Source organism: Bradyrhizobium sp. CCBAU 45389 (assembly GCF_028128625.1).
GTDB lineage: Bacteria > Pseudomonadota > Alphaproteobacteria > Rhizobiales > Xanthobacteraceae > Bradyrhizobium > Bradyrhizobium liaoningense_B.
The window spans coordinates 87,501-113,224 of sequence record NZ_LBIY01000086.1 but is presented as its reverse complement, the minus strand read 5'-3'; the positions used below and the strand labels follow the sequence as shown (position 1 = coordinate 113,224).

The following is a 25,724-nucleotide window of genomic DNA, read 5'->3' as shown; positions in this document are numbered from 1 at the left end:
TCAAAACGATGAGAGAAATAACGTCGACGACTAGCTTGATGCCGGTCTCAGCCCGAGCACGGATCACCCGGGCAATCACATTCCTGCGCTCAACGCGCGCAGAAATGCACGGCACAATCTAAAATGTTGGCCAATCATGCCACAACCGCAGCGCTAGTAAAGCCCTGCGACCGCGCTCTCGTGAACGGCAATTCTCAACGTGGATACGGGAGCTGCCGCACCGCGGTTTCGTTTCGTCCGATCAATATTCGATGGCAAGCCGCTTGCGGATTTCGTCGACGCGCTTGTCGAGCGCATCGAATCGCGCGTGGACGGAGCGGTCGTGAAGATAGAAGACGTAGCCGCCGGCAAGGAAGGCGAAGATCCAATGATGATGTTCGACATAGCCAAAGATCGCCTCGACGGCCTGGCCGATGAATGTGACCACGCTCCACACAAATTCCATTGCATTTCCTCCCGGCAGGCCTCGCCTCCGGCCGCCGGCGATCTTTCGTACACCTGGCGGCCATTGCCGGAACCTAGCATGACCACCTTGCTGCGAGTAGCGGCCCACTGACAGGTGACAGCAAAGCCGATTGCGGCCGCGGCAAAACTTTGCGAAGTCTTCTGGAGTTCGCATGACCTGACGATCCGGACCCGCCAATGCCCTCTGTCTTCGAGACGTCCTCGACCGCCATCCCCATCACCTTCGTCACCAAGTCGAGCTGGGATGCCGTGCGCGACAGCCTGCCGCCGGCGCAACGGCTGTTCGCGGCCGCCAGCGCCTATTCCGCCAAGCCCGGCGGTTATCTCGCGCTGCCCGCGCCGGACGGTACGATCGCGCAGGTGCTGTTCGGCCTCGAGGACGCAGGGGCCAGATCGCGCGACCTGTTCCGGCCGGGCGCCCTGCCGGGCCTGTTGCCGCCGGGGACCTATCGCTTCGCCAATGCGCCGCACGATGCGCGGCTGGCGGCGCTCGCTTTTGCACTGGGGTGCTACCGCTTTTCCCGCTACCGCAAGGCCGACAGGCCCGAGGTCCGCCTGGCGCCGCCCGACGGCGTCGACGCCGCCGAGATCGATCGCATCGCGAATGCCGCGATGCTGGCACGCGACCTCATCAACACACCGTCCAACGACATGGGGCCGGAGGAGCTCGCCGCGGCCGCGCAAGCGCTTGCCGCCGAGTTCGGCGCGAGCTTTGCCTGCACCATCGGCGAGGATCTGAAGACGAATTTCCCGCTGATCCACGCCGTCGGCATGGCCTCCAGCCGCGCGCCGCGGCTGATCGACATCGGCTGGGGCGACCCTGCTCATCCCAAGGTGACGCTGGTCGGCAAGGGCGTCTGCTTCGACACCGGCGGGCTCGACCTCAAGCCGTCGAGCGGCATGCTGATCATGAAGAAGGACATGGGCGGCGCCGCCAACGTGCTGGCGCTGGCGCGCATGGTGATGGACGCGAAGCTGAAGGTGCGGCTGCGCGTGCTGATTCCGGCGGTGGAGAACGCCGTCGCCGGCAACGCCTTCCGCCCTCTCGATATCTTCACCTCGCGCAAGGGCATCACGGTCGAGATCGGCAATACGGATGCGGAAGGCCGGCTCGTGCTCGCCGATGCGCTGGCGCTGGCCGACGAGGAGAAGCCCGATCTGCTGATCGATCTGGGCACGCTGACCGGTGCCGCGCGCGTCGCGCTGGGGCCGGATTTACCGCCCTTTTACACCAATGATGAGACGCTGGCTGCCGACGTCGCGCGCTGCGCGGTGAAGGAGAACGATCCGTTGTGGCGCATGCCGCTGTGGCCGCCTTACGATGCCTGGCTGGACTCCAAGACCGCCACCATCACCAACGCGCCATCGGGCGGCTTTGCCGGCTCGATCACCTGCGCATTGTTCCTGCAACGCTTCGTCGAGCACGCCGGAAGCTGGCTCCATGTCGACATCTACGGCTGGACGCCGTCGGCGAAGCCGGCGCGGCCCGAGGGCGGCGAGTGCCAGGCCGCGCGCGCCATCTACGCATTGCTGAGCGAGCGCTATGCGTAATCCAGGATACGATCCACGACTGACGCCCGCACGTGGCGACCTCGCCGCGAAATATCTCGAAGGCAAGGTCGAGGCGGACCGCTTCGTCGAGGGTGAAGAGTTCGAGGTGGTCGAGCCGATCGCGTCCGTGCGCGAGCAGCCGTCCTCAGGCGCGATGCTGATGACAGAGGCGCTGCGCGGCGAGCGCGTCACCGTCTACGATCACAACGGCGAGGGCTGGGCCTGGGGCCAGCTCAATGGCGACGGCTATGTCGGCTGGCTGCCCGATGTGGCGCTGACGAAACCGGCGGCCGCGCCGACGCACAAGGTCAGCGCGCTGCGAACCTTTACCTTCCCGGGTCCCTCGATCAAGCTGCCGCCGGCCGCCACGCTCGTTCTGGGATCGAGCATTGCCGTGGTGCGCGACGACGGCAGCTTCGCCGTGACGCGCGACGGAAGCTTCGTGCCGAAGACGCATCTGGCCGCGCTCGATCATCGTGAGCCGGATTTCGTTGCCGTCGCTGAACGCTTCGTCGGCACGCCCTACCTCTGGGGTGGCAAGAGCAGCCTCGGCATCGATTGCTCGGGTCTCGTGCAGGTGTCGCTGACGGCAGCGGGCATCGGCTGTCCACGCGACAGCGACATGCAGCTGGCGGGCCTCGGCCGCGCGCTGGAACCGCACGAGCGAGGCAGCTTGCTGCGCGGCGACCTGATCTTCTGGAAGGGCCATGTCGCCATCGTCCGCGACGGCCACACCATGGTTCACGCCAACGCGCATCACATGGCGACGGTGGTCGAGCCGATCGAGCCTGCCATCGCGCGGATCAGGCAGGCCGGCAGCGAAGTCGCGGCGATCAAGCGGCTATAGGTCGTCTCGAATTCGCCGCGTGGATCAGACGTCACCATCGTGGCTGGACAAATTTCCGGCGCCAGGCTTCGGCTTGTAGATCGGGGGGATGCAACTGCCGAAGCGCGGATCGAGCGGATCGTAACGCGACCTCGTTCTCGCAACGATATACAGCACCGCCAGCGCAAAAGAGCCGAGCAGCAACAACAGCCATGCAGGCGCTCGAATTGCGATCAAAAGCACCGTCGCACCAAGCAACAGCAAGGCGAAAGTGCCCGAAGACAGCTTTGAAGCCATCGCCGGCTCCGCAATGGGCTTGATGCGGGAATATTATCGCGGAAACCGATATATTTGTGAGAGCCCACTGCGACACTCCAGCGCAGATGCCCGCGTTCCAGGAACACTGACGCGGCCCCCCGGCACCAGAAGGGCAATCCGCCCCGGCTTCCGGCACCGTGCGGTGCAGCTACGGAACAACGTTACATCTGAGAGATTCGCGGAACGAAAAGCATCGTCAGTCTTTCTCTGGCTTTGGGAGGTGCGCATGAGTTCTCATGCCAGAGAAGGCGCCTGTGCGTTCGCTTGGCGGAGCTACTTGCTGGTCCACAGCGGCATCAGCGAGAATGATGACAGGCGCACCGCCCTCCACCGCTACATTTCCAATCTTCGCGACACCGGCGAAGATGACTTCGATCTCCTGCAGATCGCTGCAGTTGCCTACTTGAAAAAGCTGGACGAATTGCACGACGACCAATGTGCGCGGCTCGCGGCAGATCAGATTTTGGCCGAGCGCCTGGAAGAACGCAGCTCACAGCCCGGCAGATAGCTTTGGGCAACAATACCAGGGAAGGAGCGAACAGCATGGCAGACAACACCAACGCAGACCGTTTCGCGAGCGAGCCGCAACGGCGCATCGCCGCCGCGACAGCAATGGGCATGAATGCCCTGAAGCCGATGATGCACTTTCAGGTCTCAATGCTGAGGATGTGGGCCGACAGCATCGAGAGGCTCGAGGCCAGCTACGAAAAGAAGCTGGAAGAAACTGCAACAGGAGCCGAGGAACGGTCCGACAAGGAGCGCGCCGCGTAAATCAACGCGACTGGCCGGGTGAAGCCAACCTGGCCAAAATTGAGAGTTCTGCTCGCGCGCCTGGAATGGCGGGCTACGTCGCCACTGCCCCGTTGCCCGCCGTCTCCAGCCGGAACGCGGCCGCGAACAGCGCGCGCGTGTAATCCGTCTTCGGGTTCTTGAACAGCTCGGCGGCCTGGCCTTCCTCGACCACCTTGCCGCCGCGCATCACGATGAGGTGGCTGGCGAGCGAGGCGACGACGCGCAAATCGTGCGAGATGAACATGTAGGTGAGCTCGCGCTTGCGCTGAAGCTCGCGCAACAAATCCACCATTTGCGCCTGGAACAGCATGTCGAGCGCGCTGGTCGGCTCGTCCAGCACCACGAAATCCGGCTCCAGCACCACTGCGCGCGCGATGCTGATGCGCTGGCGCTGACCGCCGGAGAATTCGTGCGGATAGCGGAAACGCGTATCCGGATTGAGCCCGACATCCTCGAGCGCCTTGACGACGCGCGCCTCGCGTTCCTCGCCCGACAGCTTCGGCTGATGCACGGAGAGGCCTTCGGCGATGATGTCGGCGACCGACATGCGCGGGCTGAGCGAGCCGAACGGATCCTGGAACACGATCTGCATGTCGCGCCGGAAGGGACGCATCTCCTTGAAGCGCAGGCCCTGGATGTCGTTCCCCAGGAACACGATGCGGCCGTTCGAGGAGATCAATCGCAGCAGCGCCAGCCCCAGCGTGGTCTTGCCCGAGCCGGATTCGCCGACGACGCCGAGGGTCTCCCCCTTGCGCACGGCGACGCTGACACCATCGACCGCCTTGATGTGACCGACCGTGTTGCGCATCAGGCCGCGCTTGATCGGAAACCACACTTTCAGGTCATCGGCCGACATCACCACCGGCGCATCCGGCTGCGGCGGCGCCGGATCTGGCTTGGGCTCGGCCGCGAGCAGGTCGCGCGTATAGGGATGTTTCGGGCTCTTGAAAACCTGCTCGACCGGCCCCTGCTCGACGATCACGCCGCCCTTCATGACGCAGACAGTGTCGGCGATGCGGCGCACGATGCCGAGATCGTGGGTGATGAACAGCAGGCTCATGCCGAGCCGCGAACGGATCTCGGCGAGCAGCGCCAGGATCTGCGCCTGCACGGTGACGTCGAGCGCCGTGGTCGGCTCGTCCGCGATCAACAGGTCCGGCTCGTTGGCGAGCGCCATCGCGATCATCACGCGCTGACGCTGGCCGCCGGAGAGCTGGTGCGGATAGCTCTTCAGCCGCGTTTCGGGCTCGGGAATGCCGACCTGCGTCAGCAGCTCCAGCGTCCGCTTGCGCGCCTCGGCATTGCTGGTGGGATTGTGCAGCTGGATGATCTCGCCGATCTGCGCCTCGATCGTGTGCAGCGGATTGAGCGAGGTCATCGGCTCCTGGAAGATGATGGAGATATCGCTGCCTCGGATCTCCCGCATCTGCTGCTCGGACTGGTCGATCAGCTCCTGCCCCTTGAAGCGGATGCTGCCCGAGGGATGCGAGGCGTTCGGATACGGCAGGAGCTTGAGGATCGAAAGCGCGCTGACCGACTTGCCGGAACCGGACTCGCCGACCAGCGCGACGCACTCGCCGCGCTTGATCTGGAACGAGACCTTGTCGACGGCGAGCGTCGTGGCGCCGCCCTGGTGGAAGGCCACCGAGAGATCGCGCACGCTGAGCAGGGGCTGGTTGATCGCGTCCATGGGCCTACCTGAACGTCTTGCGCGGATCGAAGGCGTCGCGCACGGCTTCGCCGATGAAGATCAGCAGCGACAGCATGATCGCGACCGAGAAGAAGCCGGAGAAGCCGAGCCAGGGCGCCTGCACATTGGCCTTGGCCTGCGACAGGAGCTCACCGAGCGAAGGCGATCCTGGCGGCAGGCCGAAGCCGAGGAAATCGAGCGCCGTCAGCGTCATCACCGACGAGGAGACGATGAACGGCAGGAACGTCATGGTCGCGACCATCGCGTTCGGCAACAGGTGGCGGAACATGATGACCGGGTTGGAGACGCCGAGCGCCCGCGCCGCCTGAATGTATTCGAAGTTGCGTCCGCGCAGGAATTCGGCCCGCACGAGACCGACCAGCGAGACCCAGGAGAACAGCAGGAGAATGCCGAGCAGCACGAAGAAGCCGGGCACGAGCACCGAAGACAGGATCAGGAGAAGATAGAGCGAAGGAATCGCCGTCCAGATCTCGATGAAGCGCTGGAAGATGAGATCGACCCGCCCTCCGAAATAGCCCTGCACCGCCCCCGCCGCGATGCCGATCACGGACGAGACGATGGTGAGGCAAAGGCCGAACAGCACGGAGATGCGGAAGCCGTAGATCAGCCGCGCCACCACGTCGCGGCCCTGATCGTCAGTGCCGAGCCAATTGTATTCGAGGTCGCGGCAGCTCTTCAGCCCCTTCTTCTCCACCACCGGCTGGCATTGCTTCTCGGTCAGCATCCAGGTCGGCGGCGACGGCGCGGGTGTCGGCAGGTCGAGATTGTGCGTGTCGTAGGAGTAGCGGATCAGCGGCCAGACGATGGTGCCACCTTTGTCCTTGATGAGCTTCTGCAAATACGGATCGCGATAGTCCGCCGCCGTCTCGAAATCGCCACCGAAGGTCGTCTCCGAATAGGTCACGAAGGCCGGCCAATAGAGGCGCCCATCGAACTTGATCAGGAACGGCCGATCGTTGGCGATCAGCTCGGCGAACAGCGAGACCACGAACAGGATGATGAATATCCAGAACGACCAGTAGCCGCGGCGATTGGCCTTGAAGTTCTGCCACCGCCGCCTGTTCAGCGGCGATGGCTCGAACGGCTTGCGCGTGATCGGGACGGCGTCGCCTAGCGGCGACTTCGCTGTGGTTTCAATCGGCGTCGGCGCGGTGATCGTCATCAGACCTCCCGTGCCTCGAAATCGATCCGGGGGTCGATCCACATATAGGTCAGGTCGGAGATCAGATTGATCACGAGTCCGACCAGCGAGAAGATGTAGAGCGTGCCGAACACCACGGGATAGTCGCGGTTGAGCACACTCTCGAAGCTGAGCAGCCCGAGCCCGTCCAGCGAGAAGATGGTCTCGATCAGGAGCGAGCCGGAAAAGAAGGCGTGGATGAAGGTCCCGGGGAAACCGGCGATCACGATCAACATCGCGTTGCGGAAGACGTGGCCGTAGAGCACCCGGTTCTCGCTGCAGCCCTTGGCGCGGGCGGTCATGACGTATTGCTTGCGAATCTCGTCCAGGAACGAGTTCTTGGTCAGGAACGTCATGGTGGTGAACGCACCTAACCCCATGGCGATCAGCGGCAGCGTCAGATGCCAGAAATAATCGATGATCTTCCAGTACCACGGAAATTGCGACCAGCCGTCCGAGGTCAGTCCGCGCAGCGGGAACCAGTTGAAGAACGAGCCGCCGGCAAACAGGATGATCAGCAGGATGGCGAACAGGAAGCCGGGAATGGCATAGCCGAGCACGAGCACGGACGATGTCCAGGTGTCGAACCGCGCGCCGTCGTTCACGGCCTTGCGGATGCCGAGCGGGATCGAGATCAGGTAGGTCAGGAGCGTCAGCCACAGCCCAAGCGAGATCGAGACCGGCAGCTTCTCCTTGATGAGCTGGAGCACGCTGACGTCGCGGAAATAGCTCTTGCCGAAATCGAAGCGGGCGAAATTCCACACCATCAGCAGGAAGCGTTCCGGTGCCGGCTTGTCGAAGCCGAACTGCGCCTCCAGCTTCTTGATGAAATCAGGGTCGAGGCCCTGCGCACCGCGATATTTGGAGTTGATGGAATCGCCGCCGGCGCCGACCTGCCCCGGCGCGCGCTGCGCGAAATCGCCGCCGCCCGAGATGCGCGAGGTCCCCCCGGTATCGGCGCCCGAGAGCTGCGCGATCACACGTTCGACCGGACCGCCCGGCGCGAATTGCACGACGACGAAGGAGACGAAGAGAATCCCGAGCAGAGTCGGGATCATCAGAAGGAGACGGCGGGCGATATAGGCGCTCATGATTATTTCGCCTGCTCGAGCTTGGACGCCTTGGCGCCATCATGCCACCAGATGTCGGGGGCACCGACGCCGTTGGCGTAACGCGGCAGCTTCTGGGGATGGCCGAACTGATCCCAATAAGCCAGCCGGTGCGTCTTGTTATACCATTGCGGCACCCAATAGCGGCCGGCGCGGAACAGGCGATCGAAGGCACGGCAGGCGATGGTCAGTTCCTCGCGGCTGTCGGCCGCCATGATCTTCTCGATCATGGCGTCGATGGCCGGGCTGGCGACACCCGCGAGATTGTACGAGCCCTTGGTGTTCGCGACCTGCGACGAGAAGAACGCCCGCATGGCATCGCCCGGGGTCGCCGACATGCTGAAGCGCTGGATCGTCATGTCGAAGTCGAAATCTTCCTGCCGCGCCTTGTGCTGCACGGCATCGACCACGCGCACGCTCGCCTCGATGCCGAGAGTGCCCAGATTCTTGACGTAGGGCGCATGGTGCGGCTGGAACGAAGGCTCGTCCAGCAGGAACTCGATCCTGAACACCTCGCCGTTCGGCAGCACCCGCTTGCCGTCCTTGATGGGTACGCCGGCTTCAGTCAGCAGTTGCTGCGCCTTGCGCAGCAGGCTGCGGTCCTGCCCGGAGCCGTCGGAGACCGGCGGCGTGAAGGGCGTCGCGAACACGTCGTCGGGAACCTGGCCGCGGAACGGCTCCAGCAGCTTCAGCTCTTCCGGGGACGGAGGCCCGTTGCTCGCCATCAGGTCAGAGTTCTGGAACGGCGACACCGTACGGGCATAGGCACCGTACATGATGGTCTTGTTGGTCCATTCGAAGTCGAACGCGTTGATCAGGGCCTCGCGCACGCGCGGATCTTTGAACTTCTCGCGACGCGTGTTGATGAACCAGCCCTGCGCGCCGGACGGCGTGTCGTCGGGCACGACCTCCATCTTGACGCGCCCATCCTTCACGGCCGAAAAGTCGTAGCGCGTCGCCCAGATGCGTGAGGTGAACTCCTCGCGGTAGAGATAGTTCTTGCCGGTAAAACCCTCGAAGGCGACATCGCGGTCGCGATAGAATTCGTAGCGCACGACATCGAAATTGTAGCTGCCGCGGCAAACCGGCAGATCGGCGGCCCACCAGTCCTTCACCCGCTCGAACTCGATGTAACGATTGACCTCGAACCTGCCGACCTTGTACGGGCCCGAGCCCAACGGGATCTCCAGCGACGACTCGTCGAACGGGCGGGAGGCATAATACGCCTTCGAGAAGATCGGCAGGCTCGCGACATAGAGCGGCACGTCGCGTGCACGCCCCTTGGCGAGGGTGACGACGAGCGTCGCATCGTCGATCGCCTCCGCGCTGACCATGTCGCGCATCTGCACGATGATCAGCGGGTGGCCCTTGGTCTTCAGCGCCGTCAGTGAAAACGCCGCATCGTGGGCAGTGAGCTTGGTCCCGTCATGAAATTTCGCCTCGGGCCGCATCGTGAAGCGATAGACCAGCTTGTCGGGCGATATCTGCACGGATTTGGCGGCAAGCCCGTACATCGCGTCAGGCTCGTCGTTTGCACGAACCATCAGCGGCACGAACGTCATGTCCATGCCTTGCGCGCCGTCCCCCTTCAGGATGAAGGCGTTGAGCGAGTTGAAGGTCTGGTAGGACTGGTTGTAGGCGCGCACCGACGGGATGAGCGAGAACGTGCCGCCCTTCGGCGCATCGAGATTGACGTAGTCGAAATGATGGAAGTCTGCGGGGTATTTCAGATCGCCGAAGGCGGAGATGCCGTGGGCTTCGGCCGGCCCTTCCGACGCCACCGCGCCACGCGACAGGGCGGCGGCGAACGCACCGCCCGCACCCAGGACCAGCACATGCCGGCGTGAAAGCTGCGTCATGCGGGCAATGTCCTTCACGACTTCTTTGCGATCCGCGCCGCCTTGTCTGCGTCGTACCACCAGATGAACGGGAAGCCGGACTGGCCGTATTTGGGCAGTTCCGCCGGCCGGCCGAAGCGATCCCAGCGCGCGGTGCGCACCTTGGTGTAGGTCCACTGCGGCACGACATAGTTATTCCACAGCAGCACGCGGTCGAGTGCCTTGGTCGCCGCGACGAGATCGTCGCGATCCCTGGCGTAGATCAACCGCTCGATCAGCTTGTCGACCGCCGGATTCTTGATACCCGAGATATTGCGCGAGCCGGCGATGTCGGCGGACTTGGACGACCAGAACTCGCGCTGCTCGTTACCCGGCGATTGTGACTCGCCCCAGGAGTTGGTGACGACGTCGAAATCCCACTCGCGCGTCCTGTTCTCGTACTGGGTCGGATCGACCGTCCGCACGCTGACGGCAATGCCGAGCCGCTCCAGTGACGGTTTGTAGAACAGCGTGACCCGTTCGAAGCTCGGATCCTGGTTCAGCAATTCGAGCGAGAATTGTGCGCCGGTCTTGACGTCGATCAGCTTGCGGTCGCGCACCTCGTAGCCGGCCTCCTTGAACAGGCGCAGCGCCTCGCGGAGATTGTCGCGCACGGCTTCGGGACTGCCGCCGACCGGATTGGTGTAGGCCGTCGTGAAGACTTCGGGCGGCACTTCGGCACGAACAGTCTCGAGAATTTCGAGCTCCTTGCCCTGCGGCAGTCCGGTCGCCATGAGCTCGTCGATACCGTCGAAATAGCTGCTGATGCGCTTGTACTGACCGTAGAAGATCTGCTTGTTCATCTCCTCGAAGTCGAAGGCGTAGTTGAGCGCACGACGGACGCGCGGATCGCTGAACTTGGCGCGGCGCAGGTTCGGCACGAAAGCCTGCATCACGCCCGAGCTGCGATTGGCGAACTCCTCGAGGATCACGCGCTTTTCGGCCACGGCCGGGAAATCGTAGGCCGTCGCCCAGTTCTTTGCACTGTTCTCGGTGCGCCAATCGACCTGATCGGCCTTGAAGGCCTCAATCGCGACGGTGGCGTCGCGGAAATACTCGTAGCGCAACTCGTCGAAATTGTTGCGGCCGACATTGGCAGCCAGATCGCGCCCCCAATAATCCTTGACGCGCTCCAGCACGATCGAGCGACCGGCCACGAATTCCTTGACCTTGTAGGGCCCCGAGCCGAGCGGCACTTCCAGCGTGGTCGCGGAGACGTCGCGCTTGCGGCCCTGCGCGTCGGTGCCCTCCCACCAATGCTTCGGCAGAACCGTGAGCTGGCCCACGATCTGCGGCAGCTCGCGGTTGCCCGGCGCGTCGAAGGTGAACTTCACCTCGCGCTCGCCGACCTTCTCGGCCTTCACGACATGGCTGTAATAGGCCGAATACATCGGGTGATACGTCTTGAAGGAATTGAGCGAGAAGATCACGTCCTCGACGGTCACCGGCTTGCCGTCGTGCCATTTGGCCTGCGGTCGCAGGCGATAGGTGACGAAGGAGAAATCGTCCGGGTGGCTGACGGCTTCGGCCAGCGCGCCATATTCGGTCGAGACTTCGTCGAGCGCAGGGGTCAGCAGGGATTCGTAGATGAACGCGACCGCCCCGGAAACCTGGCCCTTCACCCCCGACACCACGATGTTGAAATTGTCGAACGTGCCGACGGCGATCTGGCGCGCGACGCCGCCCTTCGGCGCTTCCGGATTGACATAGTCGAAACGCTTGAAGTCGGCGGGATACTTGACCTTGCCGAACAACGACAAAGCATGGCGCCAAGTCAGCCCATTGGAAGGCTCGCTGGCCGATTGCGCCGCGGCCGCACCGATGACGGGAACGCCCGCCACGGAACCGAGGACGGGAAGCGCTGCGGCCGCAGTGCCGGTGAGCAGGAGATCGCGTCGGGTAATGGCCAAATCAACAGTCCTGTCTTGGAAGGAGGCTACTCCTTTAAGGTCCCAATATAGGCGAGGTTTCGACGGAATATGTTGCTTTTTCCTCATGTTGGAAGGCCGGACGGCCTCTCGGATGCGGCCAAAAGCCCCGATAACGAGCCCGCGAGGTCCGGATAAGGAAACGGCCAGGCTTTTCAGCCTGGCCGCATCTTCCAAGATCGATTCTTGAAGGCCTTACTTCGACGCCGTCGGCAGCGGCTGCGGATGCTCCGACAGCGAGTTCAGATAGGCGATGACGTCGGCGCGCTCGGAATCCTTCGGGATACCGGCGAAGCCCATCGCGGTGCCCGGGATGAAGCCCTTCGGATTGGCGATGAACTTGTTGAGGTCGTCGAAGGTCCAGGTGCCGCCCTTGCCCTTCATCGCGGCCGAGAAGTTGAAGCCGCCACGGCCCTGGCCCCTGGCCTCGCCGACGACGCCATAGAGGTTCGGACCGACGCGATTCGGGCCGCCCTTCTCGAAGGTGTGGCAGGCGCCGCACTTCTTGGCGGCGGCAGCGCCCTTCTCGACGGAGGCGGTCTGGAGCAGCTTTTCGATCGGCTCGGAGGAGGCCGCGGCGCCGCCGCCTTCCTTGCCGTGGCCGGCGTCTTCCTTCACTGCGATCTCGAAACCCGGCTTTTCCGGCATCTTGGGGGAGAACAGCGCCTGGGCGGTGAAGCTCGTCACCAGCAGGATGAGACAGGTGCCGAGCACGGCGCCCATGATTTTATTGAGTTCGAAAGAGTCCATTTCCGGCCAGGCCCCACACCGCAAGAAGGAAACAGCGGCCCAAGCGGCCGCCAGGACGAGCCTCGGGAGAATCAGAACGTTCCTTGTTGTTTCCCCGAGTTTTGCCACTGAGATATCGGTTTGCCCGGGGTCTGGCAACCCGTATAAGCGACCCGGCTTCGAACCCGTCCCCACCCATTTCTCGGCGCGGAAAACGCTCCATTTCCAGGCCCTTGAACCCAAGCTCCTTGAACCAATGATCGATCCCCGCATCCTGGTGCTGATCCCGGCCCGCATGGCCGCCACCCGCCTGCCCGGCAAGCCGCTCGCCGATATCGCGGGCCTGCCGATGATCGTGCATGTCCTGCGCCGCGCGGAGGCCGCTGCAATCGGCCGGGTTGCGGTCGCCACCGACACCGACGAGATCGCCTCGGTCGTGACCGCCCATGGCGGCGAGGCGGTGATGACCCGCGCCGACCATCCCTCCGGCTCGGACCGCATCCACGAGGCCATGCAGAAGCTCGATCCCGAGGGCAAGGCCGAGATCGTGATCAATCTCCAGGGCGATTTCCCGACCATCACGCCGCAGACCATCCGCGAGGTGCTGCCCCCCTTCGACGATCCCGCGGTCGACATCGTGACGCTGGCCTCGCAGATCCACACCGAGGAGGAGGACCTCGCACCAAGCGTGGTGAAGGCGATCGGCTCGCCGATCGGGCCGAAACGGTTGCGTGCACTTTATTTCACCCGCGCCACCGCCCCATACGGCAACGGACCGCGATACCACCACATCGGCCTTTATGCCTATCGCCGCGCCGCGCTGGAGCGTTTCGTGTCGCTGCCGCCCTCCCCCCTCGAAAAACAGGAGAGCCTGGAGCAGCTCCGGGCGGTGGAGGCCGGCATGCGCATCGACATCATGATCGTCGACAGCGTACCCCGCGGCGTCGACACGCCGCCCGATCTCGAAACCGCGCGCAGCATCCTTTCCAAATCCTGAGCCGCTGCTACAAGGCCGACCAGGAGCACTTCAAGACATGAGCAAGATGAAGATCGCATTCCAGGGCGAACCCGGAGCCAATTCCCACATCGCCATCGTCGAGGCCTATCCCGACGCCGAGCCGATGCCCTGCGCCACGTTCGAGGACGCGCTGTCGGCGATCTCGTCGGGCGAGGCCGATCTCGGCATGATCCCGATCGAGAACTCGGTCGCAGGCCGCGTCGCCGACATCCATCATTTGCTGCCGGCCTCGGGCCTGTTCATCATCGGCGAATGGTTCTTGCCAGTGCGCCACCAGCTGATGGCGGTGAAGGGGACCAAGCTCGAGGACATCAAGAGCGTCGAGAGCCATGTGCATGCGCTCGGCCAGTGCCGCCGCATCATCCGCAAGCTCGGCATCAAGCCGATCGTGCACGCCGACACCGCCGGCAGCGCCCGCGACATCTCCGAGCGCAAGGACAAGACCGTCGCCGCGATCGCCTCGCGCCTCGCCGCCAAGATCTACGGCCTCGACATCCTCGCAGAGGACATCGAGGACGAGGCCCACAACACCACGCGCTTCGTGGTGCTGGCGCGCGAGCCGAAATGGGCCGCGCAAGGCTCGGGGCCGCTGGTCACGACTTTTGTCTTCCGGGTGCGCAACCTGCCCGCCGCGCTCTACAAGGCGCTCGGCGGCTTTGCGACCAACGGCGTCAACATGACCAAGCTCGAGAGCTACATGGTCGACGGCAATTTCTTCGCCACGCAGTTTTACGCCGACGTCGATGGCCACCCCGAAGACAAGGGCCTCGCCTTCGCCATCGAGGAGCTGAAATTCTTCTCGCGCGAATTCCGCATCGTCGGCGTCTATCCGGGCCACCCCTTCCGCGCGACGTTCAGCGAGACGCAGGATTGATGTCGTGTCCCGGACGCGCGAAGCGCGAGCCGGGACCCAGAAGCTGCGATTGACAGGTCTGCGATGGGCCCCGGCTCTGCAGCGCATCACTGCGTGCTGCGCCGCGTCCGGGGCACGAGAACTTCTACACAGCCTTCGCCAGCCCGAACGCCTCCGCCAGCAGTGAATATGACTTCTTTCGCGCTTCGTGGTCGTACACGGCGGTGATCACCATCAACTCGTCCGGCTTGCTCGCGTCGATCAGCGGCTGCAGCTTCCTCTGCACCGTCGCCGGGTTGCCGACGAACAGGCGCGAGCGATTTCGGGCGATCGAGATGCGCTCGCCATCGGAGTAAGGATAAGCCAGCGCCTCCTCGACGCTCGGCAGCGGCAGATATTGGCCGCGGTCGCGGCGGAGGCGATTGAGGTCGAACGACGTTGCCAGCTTTTCGGCCTCCTCGTCCGTCTCCGCCGTAATAGCGGCCACCGCGAGGATCGCGTGCGGCGTCGCGCGCCAGGCAGACGGCTGGAAGCGATTGCGGTAATGCACCATCGCATCGATCGCATCATGGGATGCGAAATGATGGGCGAAGGCGAAGCCCATGCCGACTTGCGCGGCGAGCTCCGAAGAATAGTCGCTGGAGCCGAGCAGCCAGATCGGCGGAAGCTTGGTATCGTCGGGCATCGCGACGACATTGTTGTAGGGGTGTCCTGACGGAAATTCGCGGGTCTCCCACAGGATCAGTTCGTGCAGCCGCTCCAGGAAATCGTCGCCCTCGCGGCGGTCGAGCCGGCTGCGCAGCGCGTAGGCCGTGGCACCATCGGTGCCGGGCGCACGGCCGAGGCCGAGATCGATGCGGCCGGGAAACAGCGCCTCCAGCATCTTGAAGCGCTCGGCCACCACCAGCGGCGCGTGGTTGGGCAGCATCACCCCGCCGGAACCGACGCGGATGTGTTTCGTCACCGCCGCGATCTGCCCGATCATCACGTCGGGCGCGGGGCTCGCGACCGAGGCCAGATTGTGATGCTCGGCGAGCCAGTAGCGGACATAGCCGAGACCATCGACATGGCGCGCCAGGTCGATGCTGTTGCGCAGCGCCGCGGCGGGCTTGGCGCCTGTGGTGACGACGGAGAGGTCGAGGACTGAGAGCGGGATCATGGCGCGTTAACGTAGTGGAGGGACGCGCGGCGGCAATGGGTTGGCCGCGCAGGTCTGGCGTGTGCGGGCCGCGCGCGCACGGCCGAGCCGGCAGCATTGGGACAAAGACGAAGATAGACACACCAACTTCAATCTGCCCACCTCAGTCCAAGCGATATCACGCCCCCCAAAAATCTTATCAACTATATACAGTATCTACATAATTTCTGCATTCACCCGTATCCCACACCAGCTTCTAAACGGCATAAAATACCGCCCTACCCATCCATAGTGGGCCACTTCCCACTTCCGATGGGCTGTCGTCCAGATGGCCTTTGCCTTATCTTAGGGTCACCCAATCTAGACCCGGCGGCCGGCCCCGAAACCTGGCGGGATACTTGAAGCGAGTAATGCGATGACTGACCTGACGACGCCTGCGACAGCCGACCGGCAGGACGGGCAGCTGAAGCGGCCTGCGATCTCCTTCGAGTTCTTTCCGCCCAAGACCGAGGAGATGGAGCGCAATCTCTGGGAGACCATCAACCGGCTCGCCCCGCTCGACCCGAAATTCGTCTCGGTGACCTATGGCGCCGGCGGGTCGACCCGCGAGCGCACCCATTCCACGATCACGCGCATCCTGAAAGAGACCGCGCTGCTGCCGGCAGCGCATCTGACCTGCGTCGGCGCCTCGCGCGGCGAGATCGACGAGATCGTCGACCGCTATCACGAGGTCGGCGTCCGCCACATCGTCGGCCTGCGCGGCGATCCCGCCGGCGGCATCGGCACGCCCTATTCCAGCCATCCCGAGGGCTATCAGAGCTCGGCCGAGCTCGTCGCGGGGATCAAGAAGCGGCACGGCGATATCGAGGTCTCCGTCTCGGCCTATCCCGAGAAGCACCCTGAAGCCCGCGACTTCGACGCTGACATCGACACGCTCAGGGCCAAGGTCGACGCGGGGGCGACGCGCGCGATCACGCAGGTGTTCTTCGATAACGACCTTTACTTCCGCTATCTCGACCGCGTGCGTGCGCGCGGCATCGACATCCCGATCGTGCCGGGCATCATGCCCATGCACAATTTCAAGCAGGCTCGCAATTTCGTGACGCGTGCAGGCACCACGGTGCCCGACTGGTTCGCCGCGAAATTCGAAGGCCTCGATGACGACGCCGAGACCCGCAAGCTGGTGGCCGCGACCGTCGCCGCCGGCCAGGTGCAGAAGCTAGCCAAGCACGGCGTCGACACCTTCCATTTCTACACCATGAACCGCGCCGATCTCGTGTTCGCGATCAGCCATTTGCTCGGCATTCGCGCCAAGAGCGCGCAGAAGGCGGCGTAAGAGAAAATGACCGTATCCGTTTCCGCCAAGCGAACTGCCCTGCTCAATGCCGCGCGCGAGCGCATCCTCGTGCTCGACGGCGCCATGGGCACGATGATCCAGAACCTGCAGTTCGACGAGAAAGCCTTCCGCGGCGAGCGTTTCAAGAACTTCCATCGCGACCTGCGCGGCAACAACGACCTGTTGATCCTGACGCAGCCGCAGGCGATCGAGGACATCCACGCCGCATACTTGCGCGCCGGTGCCGACATCGTCGCGACCAACACCTTCTCGACCACCTCGATCGCGCAGGCCGATTACGACCTCACCGACATCGTCTACGAGATGGCGCGCGAAGGCGCCCGCCTCGCCGGCAATGCCGCACGGCGTGTCGCAGCCGAGGACGGCAAGCCGCGCTTCGTTGCGGGTGCCATCGGCCCGACCAACCGCACCGCCTCGATCTCGCCCGACGTATCCAATCCGGGCTACCGCGCCGTCACCTTCGACGATTTGCGCAAATCCTATGGCGAGCAGATCCGCGGCCTGATCGACGGCGGCGTCGACTTGCTGCTGGTCGAGACCATCTTCGACACGCTCAACGCCAAGGCGGCGCTCTATGCGATCGCCGAGATCACCGAAGAGATCGGCATCGACATGCCCGTGATGGTGTCGGGCACCATCACCGACAAGTCCGGCCGCCTGCTGTCGGGCCAGATGCCGGAAGCGTTCTGGAATTCGGTGCGGCACGCAAAACCCATAACGATCGGCTTCAACTGCGCGCTCGGCGCGGAAGATTTGCGCGCCCATATCGCCGATATCGGCCGCGTCGCCGACACGCTTGTTTGCGCCTATCCGAATGCCGGCCTGCCCAACGAGTTCGGCCAGTATGACGAGACGCCTGAATACATGGCGCGCCTGGTCGGCGAGTTCGCGCGTGATGGTTTGGTCAATATCGTCGGCGGCTGCTGCGGCACCACGCCGGACCATATCGCGGCGATCGCTGCTGCGGTCGCGCCGCACAAGCCGCGCATCGTGCCGGAAATCGAGCCGCGCCTGCGGCTCTCCGGACTCGAGCCGTTCGTGCTGACGGACGCCATTCCCTTCGTGAACGTCGGCGAGCGCACCAACGTCACGGGCTCCGCAAAATTCCGCAAGCTGATCACCGCCGGCGACTACACCGCCGCGCTGCAGGTCGCGCGCGACCAGGTCGAGAACGGCGCGCAGATCATCGACGTCAACATGGACGAAGGCCTGCTCGATTCCGAAGCGGCGATGGTGACCTTCCTCAACCTCGTCGCCGCCGAGCCCGACATCGCCCGCGTCCCCGTGATGGTGGACTCCTCGAAATTCTCCGTGATCGAAGCCGGCCTGAAATGCGTGCAGGGCAAGCCGGTCGTCAACTCGATCTCGATGAAGGAAGGCGAGGAGAAGTTCATCCACGAGGCGAAGATCGCCCGCCGCCATGGCGCGGCCGTGGTCGTGATGGCGTTCGACGAGGTCGGCCAAGCCGACACGTTCGCGCGCAAGACTGAGATCTGCAAGCGCGCCTACGACATCCTGGTGAACAAGGTCGGTTTCCCGCCTGAGGACATCATCTTCGATCCGAACATTTTTGCGATCGCGACCGGCATCGAGGAGCACAACAATTACGGCGTCGACTTCATCGAGGCGACGCGCTGGATCCGTCAGAACCTGCCCGGTGCGCATATCTCGGGCGGCGTCTCCAATCTGTCGTTCTCGTTCCGCGGCAATGAGCCGGTGCGCGAGGCCATGCACTCGGTGTTCCTGTATCACGCCATCAAGGCCGGCATGGACATGGGCATCGTCAACGCCGGTCAGATGATCGTCTATGACGACATCGATCCGGAGCTGCGCCAGACCTGTGAGGACGTCGTCCTCAACCGCGATCCCGGCGCCTCCGAACGGCTGCTGGCGCTCGCGGAGAAATTCCGCGGCAAGAAGACCGAAAGCAAGGAAGCTGATCTCGCCTGGCGCGAATGGCCGGTGGAGAAGCGGCTGTCGCACTCGCTGGTCCACGGCATCACCGAATTTATCGAGCAGGACACCGAAGAGGCCCGCAAGAATTCCTCGCGTCCGCTCGATGTGATCGAGGGCCCGCTGATGGCCGGCATGAACGTGGTCGGCGATCTCTTCGGCGACGGCAAGATGTTCCTGCCGCAGGTCGTGAAGTCCGCGCGCGTCATGAAGCAGGCGGTTGCTTACCTCATGCCGTTCATGGAGGAAGAGAAGGCGCGCAACCTTGCGAGCGGTATCGGCACCGAGAGCTCCTCGTCCGCCGGCAAGATCGTGCTCGCGACGGTGAAGGGCGACGTCCACGACATCGGCAAGAACATCGTCGGCATCGTGCTCCAGTGCAACAATTACGAGGTCATCGACCTCGGCGTGATGGTGCCGGCTGCGAAGATCGTCGAGACGGTGAAGGCGGAGAAGGCCGACATCGTCGGCCTCTCCGGCCTCATCACGCCCTCGCTCGACGAGATGGCATTCTTCGCCGGCGAGTTGCAGCGCGAAGGCCTCAAGCTGCCGCTCCTGATCGGCGGCGCCACAACCAGCCGCGTGCATACGGCGGTGAAGATCGACCCGAGCTATCGCGCCGGCCCCGTCGTACACGTCAACGATGCCAGCCGCGCCGTCGGCGTTGCCTCCTCCTTGCTCTCGCCCGAGAAGCGCGAGGCCTATGCCGCCGAGGTTCGCGCCGAATACGCAAAGATTTCGGACGCGCATCTGCGCGCGCAGGCCGACAAAAAGCGCCTGAAGCTGGAGGCCGCCCGCGCCAACCGCGTGCCGGTTGACTTCGCCAAGAGCAAGCCGGTGAAGCCGACCTTCCTCGGCATCCGCAGTTTTGACGAATACGACCTCGCCGAGCTCGTGCCCTATATCGACTGGACGCCGTTCTTCCAGACCTGGGAGCTCGCGGGGCGCTTCCCCGCCATTCTCGACGACGTCAAGGTCGGCGAGGTCGCGCGCTCGCTCTATGACGACGCGCGCAAGATGCTCGACACCATCGTCAAGGAGAAGTGGTTCCGGGCCCGCGCCACGGTCGGCTTCTGGCCGGCCAATGCGCACGGCGACGACATCGTGCTCTATTCCGACGAGAGCCGCACCAAGCAGATCGCAACGCTGCACACGCTGCGCCAGCAGCTCGAGAAGCGCGAGGGCCGCTTCAATGCCGCGCTCGCCGACTTCATCGCGCCGGCCGGCGTGCCGGACTATATCGGCGGCTTCGTCGTCACCGCCGGCATCGGCGAGGATGCCGTCGCCGACCGCTTCAAGATGGCGAATGACGATTACTCCTCGATCCTATGCAAGGCGCTGGCCGACCGTCTTGCGGAGGCCTTCGCCGAGCGCATGCATGCCCGCGTGCGCCGCGAGTTCTGGGCCTATGCGCCGAACGAGGCGCTCTCCAACGAGGAGCTGATCCTCGAGAAGTATCAGGGCATCCGCCCCGCGCCCGGCTATCCCGCGCAGCCTGACCACACCGAGAAGGCGACGCTGTTCGAGCTGCTCGATGCGGAAGCCACCGCCGGCGTGAAGCTGACCGAGAGCTTTGCGATGTGGCCGGGCTCCTCCGTGTCCGGGCTCTATTTTGCAAACCCCGAGAGCTATTATTTCGGCGTCGGCAAGATCGAGCGCGACCAGGTCGAGGACTACGCGGCCCGCAAGGGCATGACGGTCGCGGAGACCGAGCGCTGGCTCGCGCCGGTGCTCAACTACATCCCGTCACAGCAGGACAAGACCTTCGCGGCGACGCCTGCGAACGACGAGGCGTCGAACGACCTCGCCTCGCATCCGCCGGGCTGCACCTGCGCGGTGCATCTGGTCTGGCAGAAGAAGCGCGCAGGCGCGGGCTAGCCGCGCCTTCCAAACCAAAATGCGAAAACAACCCCATGCACAGTAGAATGGGGTTGAAAGGGTTGAGCAATTTCGGCCTTGCCGAAATTGCGTTGCGGCGTCGGGCAAAACAGCGGTATTATTCCATCATCGCCTGCTGTGCCGTCAGGTCCCACACGCACGGTCCCCATCCTCCCCTGGAGGGGGAGGATCGGTTCGCATGCAGCGAAGCGGAATGCGGACCGAGGTGGGGTGACAGTCTATCCGTAGTTCTCACTGCCCGTGTTGAGAGATCACCCCACCCCGCTCGCGCTTCGCGCGATCGACCCTCCCCCTCCAGGGGAGGGTAAGAGGGCCTCATCCCTTCGGCGGCGCCAGCGGCTGCACGATCTCCTGGAATGGAGCCAACGCCTCGCAGCGTTCGGCATGCGCTGACAACGCCGGATAGCGTACGGCATCGAACAGCTGCGGATGCGCTTCGCGGGTGAAGCGGACCACGCAGGCGACCGCAATGTCGGCGTGGCCAATGCGATCGCCGAGCCAGTAAGGCGTCGTCACTTTGGCGCGCTCGGCTTCGAGCACGCCGAGGACATCAGCGATCTGCGCCTGGCAGCGCTCGACCCAAAGCGCAAGCTGCTCCTTCCGCAGCACGCGCTCATAGAGCAGGCTGACCGCCTTGTCGCCGAGGCCGGAAGCGAGCGCGCAGATGCGCAGGTGCTTGCGCCGGCCGGCACCACTGCGCGGCAGCATCGCCTTCTCCTCGCCGACGAGTTCGTCGAGATGGTCGAGGATGATCGTGCTCTCGATCAGCGCCTCGCCGTCGTCGAGCACCAGCGTCGGCACGCGACGCAGCGGGTTATACGGCGCGATCTTGTCGGCATCGCCGAAGGTCGACCACGGCCGGTGCTCGAAAGCGAGCCCGTAAAGCCGCAGCGCAATCGCGACGCGGCGGACGAAGGGGGAGTCGTATTGGCCGATCAGGAACATGGTTCTCGCTCTTGTCAGTCGTGGGAGATGGCAGGGCCGTCCAGTTCATCGCCAATGCGGACCTGCCGCAACAAATATCTTGCGCAAGCCCCTCCTTCGAGGCGCGCAAGAGCGCGCACCTCAGGATGACGGCGGAGTGAGCGGCAACAGAGAATCGCACCCCGGATATCGCTTCCGCCTTCGCTCTTCGAGCTTCGACGGACAAGTCGCTCCATCTAGGCTACGCTCACCCGCACACTATTCGATGATAGGCACATGCTTTGCCGCATCGCGCGGCGCGGTGCCGTCGAGGCGCGGGTCGTCGGCGATCTCGATCTGGCGGCGGAAGGGGCGGAAGCCGGAGCGCTGATAGAACGCGACGGCGGAGGGGTGATCGAAGGTGCAGGTGTGGACCCAGACGCGACGGAGATTTCGCGACCAGGCAATCTCCTGCGCGCGGTTCATCAGAAAGCGGGCGGCACCGGTGCCGATCAGTTTCGCGGTGACGCCGAAATAGACCAGCTCGCATTGGCCGGGCTCGCGGAAGTCCAGTTCCAGCAGCCCTTCGTCGCGGCCGTCCACGGCCAGTGCGTAGACCTCTATGCCCGGCGCGTGGATGATTGCGGCAAGCTCGGCGTCGGTCATGCGGGCACGGGAGAACCACAGCCATTCCTCGCCGACGCGGCGGTAGAGATCGCGGTACCAATCAAGCGCGGGGGCGTCGAGCTTGCGCAGGGACCAGCTGCCGGGCGGATCGGCGCGGTGCGCGGGACGTGCGGTCATTTCGAGATGGGTGACGACCGCGGCGATCTTGCCGGCGGGGACGTCGGAATAGCCGTCGGGGAGGATCATGGGATGCGTCCCTTTGAAGCTGAACGCCGGCCACACACTCCGTGTCGTCCTGGCGAAAGCCAGGACCCATTACCACAGTTGGTCGTTGTTGCGGCTGGGGCCGATAGCGGTCCAAGACAACTTTGCTCGGTGGTTATGGGTCCTGGCTTTCGCCAGGACGACGGCGGAGTTTGTGGACGCGCCTCGTTCAGCTTTGGCCAAAGCGGCGGCCATACAATCATCGTCGTCCCGGCCTAGTGGCGGGACGACTCGCTGAGAGAGCTCGCTACCCCTCCCCCTCGTCGCTCGCGAGCACGCCCTTCACCGCCCTCGCCCATCCCGCGAGCTTCCGCTCGCGCGTTGCTTCGCTCATGTTCGGCTTGAAGCGGTGCTCGAGGCGCCAGTTGTCGGCGAATTTTGTCGGCTCGGGATAGACGCCGGCATTCAGGCCGGCGAGATAGGCGGCGCCGAGCGCCGTGGTCTCCTGGATCACGGGGCGGTCGACCGGGGCATTGAGGAGATCGGCGAGGCGCTGCATGGTCCAGTCCGAGGCGGTCATGCCGCCGTCGACGCGCAGCACGACGCTAGCCGTCTCCGAGCTCGGCCAATCCGCGCGCATCGCGGCCCATAGGTCGAAGGTCTGGTAGCAGACGCTTTCCAGCGCGGCGTGGGCGAGCTCGGCGGGACCGGTGTTGCGGGTGAGACCGAACAGGGCGCCGCGCACGCGCGGATTCCAGTAGGGCGCGCCCATGCCGACGAAGGCGGGGACGAGATAGACGCTCTGCATGGAGTCCGACTGATCCGCGAGAGGTCCGGTCTCGGCGGCGTGCTTGATGATGCCGAGGCCGTCGCGCAGCCATTGCACCGCCGAGCCTGCGACGAAGATCGAGCCTTCGAGCGCGTAGGTACGTTTTCCGTCGAGCTGGTAGGCGACGGTGGTGAGCAGCTTGTTCTTGGAGACGACAGGCGTTGTGCCGGTGTTGAGCAGGGCAAAACAGCCGGTGCCATAGGTGGACTTCATCATGCCCGGGCGGAAGCAGGCCTGGCCGATGGTGGCGGCCTGCTGGTCGCCGGCGATGCCGGAGATCGCGATGGCGCCGCCGAACAGGTCCGGCGTGCTCTCGCCGAAGCGGGCGGAAGAATCCTTCACCTCGGGGAGCATCGAACGCGGCACGCCGATGATCTCCAGCAGCTCATCGTCCCACTGGCCGGTGTGGATGTTGAACAGCAGCGTGCGCGAGGCATTGGTGGCGTCGGTGGCGTGCACCTTGCCGCCGGTGAGGCGCCAGAGCAGATAGCAATCGATGGTGCCGAACATCAGCTCGCCGCGTGCGGCGCGCGCGCGGGCGCCGGGAACGTGGTCGAGGATCCAGGCGACCTTGGTGCCGGAGAAATAGGGATCGATGATCAGGCCGGTCTTCTCAGAGATCACCGGCTCGCGGCCGTCCGCTTTCAGTTTCGCGCAGATGTCGGCGGTGCGGCGGTCCTGCCAGACGATGGCGCGGTGCACGGCTTGGCCCGTGGCGCGGTCCCACACCACGGTGGTCTCGCGCTGATTGGTGATGCCGATGGCGGCGATGTCCTTCGCGCTGATGCCGGCGTGCTCGATCGCCTCGCGGCACACCATCACCGTCGAGGTCCAGATGTCCTCCGGCTCGTGCTCGACCCAGCCCGAGGCCGGAAAGTGCTGCGGAAACTCGGCCTGCGCCTTCGCCGCAATGGAAATGTCGCCGCGAAACACGATCGCGCGCGAGGAGGTGGTGCCCTGGTCGATGGCGAGGACGAAAGACATGGCGGCTTACCTTGGTGTTTTCTTGGCGCTTCCCTGATGGGGTCGTTGTGTCGGGCCAAAGAAACGGGATTGCCAGCTAGAGGTCAAGGCGGCTGTCCCCCACCCTCCCCTGGAGGGGGAGGGCGAAGTGAAACGCTTTCGCGGCGCAGTTGCAAGCGGCGGGAGCTACACCGCCGCCGTGGTGACGCCGCCGTCGATGACGATGGTCTGGCCGGTCATGAAGCTCGAGGCGTCCGAGGCGAGGTAGGCAACGGCGCCGGCGATTTCGTCGGGTTCGCCGATGCGGCGAAGGGGCGTGGTGGCGGTGCGGCGCTTGAGCATGGCTTCGTCTTCCCAGAGCGCGCGAGCGAAATCGGTTTTGACGAGGCCGGGCGCGATGCAGTTGACGCGGACGCCTTTCGGGCCCCATTCGCCGGCGAGGCTGCGGCACAGCGCGAAATCGGCGGCCTTGGAGATGCCGTAGGCGCCGATCACTGTGGAGCCGCGCAAGCCGCCGATCGAGGAGATGATGATCACCGAGCCGTTGCCGCGCTCGGCCATTTGCGGGATCGCGAGCGCGGAGAGCCAGATGTTGCTCTTCACGTTGGAGCCCATGATCTTGTCGAAGGCCTCGTCGGTGATGTCGAGCAGCGGGCCGTAATACGGATTGACCGCGGCGTTGCAGACGAGGATGTCGATCTTGCCGTAATGCTCCGTGCTGCCTGCGATCAGCGCCTCGACCTCGTTCTTGCGCGCGATGTTGCAGGGGATGACGATGGCATCACCACCGGCCGCGTTGATGCCGTCGGCGACCTCCTTGCAGGCCTCCGCCTTGCGCGAGGAGACCACGACCTTTGCGCCGAGCTTTGCCAGCAGTTCGGCCGAGGAGCGGCCGATGCCGCGGCTCGAGCCGGTGACGACGGCGACCTTGCCGGTGAGATCGAACGGGGTGTTCTTCATTGTTATTGGCCTCGCTGCTTCCGCTTGTTCGCTGGCTGCCCCGCCCCGATCGGCATGACGCCCCGGCGAAGCATTGGCCTGGCCGGGGCGCGGGGCAAGACGGCGGAGAGTTTGGCTTGCGCTGCGCCATCTGTCGAGACCGGCGCGGCGCAGACGATGGCGGCGTGCGGCCGCTCAGTTCTCGTCGTCGCCGAGCGCTGCGACCAGTTTGTCGTAGTACTTGCCGACGAGATCGATGTTGCCCTTGTTCTCGATCGCCGGCGCCGGCGTCTTCAGCGCTTCGTTGAGCTCGTCGAGCGCTTCCTTCTTGTCCTTGGCCGGCATCTTCTTGTCGGCCTGGAGCTGCGCGATCTGCGCCTTGATGACGGCTTCGGTGCCGACATACTTCTTGGTCGCGGGATCGAAGCCGCCGAGCACCAGGCTGATATTGTCGACGACGTTGTTGTAGTCGTCATAGCCGGCAAAGCCGTGTTTCTTGGCGACGCCGTCGAGCTGGCCGATCACCTTCTGGTCGGGTGCGGTGTTCTCGGGAAG

General features: G+C 64.4%; 22 protein-coding genes (1 of these 22 only partly in view). 8 read left to right on the top strand and 14 right to left on the bottom strand.

Going from position 1 to position 25,724, the window contains the following annotated elements; genetic code table 11:
- Positions 1-241: 241 nt before the first annotated feature.
- Positions 242-445, bottom strand: a complete 204-nt coding sequence (locus tag XH79_RS16520) for a hypothetical protein (protein WP_183247077.1) — start codon at positions 443-445, stop codon at positions 242-244.
- Between the two features lie 197 nt (positions 446-642).
- Between XH79_RS16520 and XH79_RS16515 the strand changes: the two genes are divergently transcribed.
- Both XH79_RS16515 and XH79_RS16510 read left to right on the top strand, forming a co-directional pair.
- Positions 643-2,016 (top strand): leucyl aminopeptidase family protein, encoded by a 1,374-nt coding sequence (locus tag XH79_RS16515; RefSeq protein ID WP_271582300.1) that lies wholly within the window; start codon positions 643-645, stop codon positions 2,014-2,016.
- Positions 2,009-2,863, top strand: a complete 855-nt coding sequence (locus XH79_RS16510) for a C40 family peptidase (RefSeq protein ID WP_271582299.1) — start codon at positions 2,009-2,011, stop codon at positions 2,861-2,863. The genes XH79_RS16515 and XH79_RS16510 overlap by 8 nt, the downstream gene beginning before the upstream one ends.
- 24 nt (positions 2,864-2,887) lie before the next feature.
- Here XH79_RS16510 and XH79_RS16505 read toward each other — a convergent pair whose 3' ends face one another.
- Entirely contained in the window at positions 2,888-3,139 is a 252-nt protein-coding gene (locus XH79_RS16505) for a hypothetical protein (protein WP_271582298.1), read from the bottom strand.
- 247 nt (positions 3,140-3,386) lie between these two features.
- Here XH79_RS16505 and XH79_RS16500 point away from each other — a divergent pair, with 247 nt between their 5' ends.
- The gene (locus tag XH79_RS16500; protein WP_212341024.1) at positions 3,387-3,668 is read left to right on the top strand and encodes a hypothetical protein; all 282 of its coding nucleotides are present in this window, start codon (positions 3,387-3,389) and stop codon (positions 3,666-3,668) included.
- A gap of 35 nt (positions 3,669-3,703) precedes the next feature.
- The gene (locus XH79_RS16495) at positions 3,704-3,931 is read left to right on the top strand and encodes a hypothetical protein (protein WP_212341025.1); all 228 of its coding nucleotides are present in this window, start codon (positions 3,704-3,706) and stop codon (positions 3,929-3,931) included.
- A 73-nt stretch (positions 3,932-4,004) separates the two neighbouring features.
- Here the strand turns inward: XH79_RS16495 and XH79_RS16490 are convergent, their stop codons facing one another.
- The 6 genes from XH79_RS16490 to XH79_RS16465 form a co-directional block, all read right to left on the bottom strand.
- Positions 4,005-5,642: an ABC transporter ATP-binding protein gene (locus XH79_RS16490; RefSeq protein ID WP_271582297.1), complete on the bottom strand. Its 1,638-nt coding sequence runs from the start codon at positions 5,640-5,642 to the stop codon at positions 4,005-4,007.
- Between the two features lie 4 nt (positions 5,643-5,646).
- The gene (locus XH79_RS16485) at positions 5,647-6,825 is read right to left on the bottom strand and encodes an ABC transporter permease (protein ID WP_212341029.1); all 1,179 of its coding nucleotides are present in this window, start codon (positions 6,823-6,825) and stop codon (positions 5,647-5,649) included.
- A complete protein-coding gene (locus XH79_RS16480; protein WP_212341031.1) occupies positions 6,825-7,934 on the bottom strand; it encodes a microcin C ABC transporter permease YejB in 1,110 nt (369 codons plus the stop codon). The genes XH79_RS16485 and XH79_RS16480 overlap by 1 nt, the downstream gene beginning before the upstream one ends.
- A gap of 2 nt (positions 7,935-7,936) precedes the next feature.
- Positions 7,937-9,811, bottom strand: coding sequence for an extracellular solute-binding protein (locus XH79_RS16475; RefSeq protein WP_271582296.1), 1,875 nt, complete (start codon positions 9,809-9,811; stop codon positions 7,937-7,939).
- Positions 9,812-9,825: 14 nt separating this feature from the next.
- Complete coding sequence (locus XH79_RS16470; RefSeq protein ID WP_212341033.1) at positions 9,826-11,739, bottom strand: extracellular solute-binding protein; 1,914 nt, start codon at positions 11,737-11,739, stop codon at positions 9,826-9,828.
- A 213-nt stretch (positions 11,740-11,952) separates the two neighbouring features.
- A complete protein-coding gene (locus tag XH79_RS16465) occupies positions 11,953-12,507 on the bottom strand; it encodes a c-type cytochrome (protein ID WP_212341034.1) in 555 nt (184 codons plus the stop codon).
- A 235-nt stretch (positions 12,508-12,742) separates the two neighbouring features.
- On the opposite strand from XH79_RS16465, the gene XH79_RS16460 reads away from it, so the two are divergent.
- Complete coding sequence (locus XH79_RS16460) at positions 12,743-13,483, top strand: 3-deoxy-manno-octulosonate cytidylyltransferase (protein WP_212341035.1); 741 nt, start codon at positions 12,743-12,745, stop codon at positions 13,481-13,483.
- 37 nt (positions 13,484-13,520) lie between these two features.
- On the top strand, positions 13,521-14,378 hold the full coding sequence (locus XH79_RS16455; RefSeq protein ID WP_212341036.1) for a prephenate dehydratase: 858 nt from the start codon (positions 13,521-13,523) through the stop codon (positions 14,376-14,378).
- A 124-nt stretch (positions 14,379-14,502) separates the two neighbouring features.
- Here XH79_RS16455 and XH79_RS16450 read toward each other — a convergent pair whose 3' ends face one another.
- Complete coding sequence (locus XH79_RS16450; RefSeq protein WP_271582295.1) at positions 14,503-15,516, bottom strand: LLM class flavin-dependent oxidoreductase; 1,014 nt, start codon at positions 15,514-15,516, stop codon at positions 14,503-14,505.
- 394 nt (positions 15,517-15,910) lie between these two features.
- On the opposite strand from XH79_RS16450, the gene metF reads away from it, so the two are divergent.
- Positions 15,911-16,831: a methylenetetrahydrofolate reductase [NAD(P)H] gene (metF, locus tag XH79_RS16445; RefSeq protein ID WP_271582294.1), complete on the top strand. Its 921-nt coding sequence runs from the start codon at positions 15,911-15,913 to the stop codon at positions 16,829-16,831.
- 6 nt (positions 16,832-16,837) lie between these two features.
- Positions 16,838-20,683: a methionine synthase gene (metH, locus tag XH79_RS16440; protein ID WP_271582293.1), complete on the top strand. Its 3,846-nt coding sequence runs from the start codon at positions 16,838-16,840 to the stop codon at positions 20,681-20,683.
- A gap of 336 nt (positions 20,684-21,019) precedes the next feature.
- Here the strand turns inward: metH and XH79_RS16435 are convergent, their stop codons facing one another.
- From XH79_RS16435 to XH79_RS16415, 5 genes are all read right to left on the bottom strand, one after another.
- Complete coding sequence (locus XH79_RS16435) at positions 21,020-21,649, bottom strand: glutathione S-transferase family protein (protein WP_271582292.1); 630 nt, start codon at positions 21,647-21,649, stop codon at positions 21,020-21,022.
- A gap of 237 nt (positions 21,650-21,886) precedes the next feature.
- Entirely contained in the window at positions 21,887-22,480 is a 594-nt protein-coding gene (locus XH79_RS16430) for a GNAT family N-acetyltransferase (RefSeq protein ID WP_271582291.1), read from the bottom strand.
- Positions 22,481-22,745: 265 nt separating this feature from the next.
- Complete coding sequence (glpK, locus tag XH79_RS16425) at positions 22,746-24,251, bottom strand: glycerol kinase GlpK (protein WP_212341044.1); 1,506 nt, start codon at positions 24,249-24,251, stop codon at positions 22,746-22,748.
- A gap of 165 nt (positions 24,252-24,416) precedes the next feature.
- Positions 24,417-25,190 (bottom strand): SDR family NAD(P)-dependent oxidoreductase, encoded by a 774-nt coding sequence (locus XH79_RS16420; RefSeq protein ID WP_271582290.1) that lies wholly within the window; start codon positions 25,188-25,190, stop codon positions 24,417-24,419.
- A gap of 174 nt (positions 25,191-25,364) precedes the next feature.
- Positions 25,365-25,724, bottom strand: the 3' portion of a protein-coding gene (locus tag XH79_RS16415) for a hypothetical protein (RefSeq protein ID WP_212341046.1). Its footprint extends 237 nt past the window's final position; only the last 360 of its 597 coding nucleotides appear in the window; the start codon falls outside the window, past its right edge; it ends in the stop codon at positions 25,365-25,367.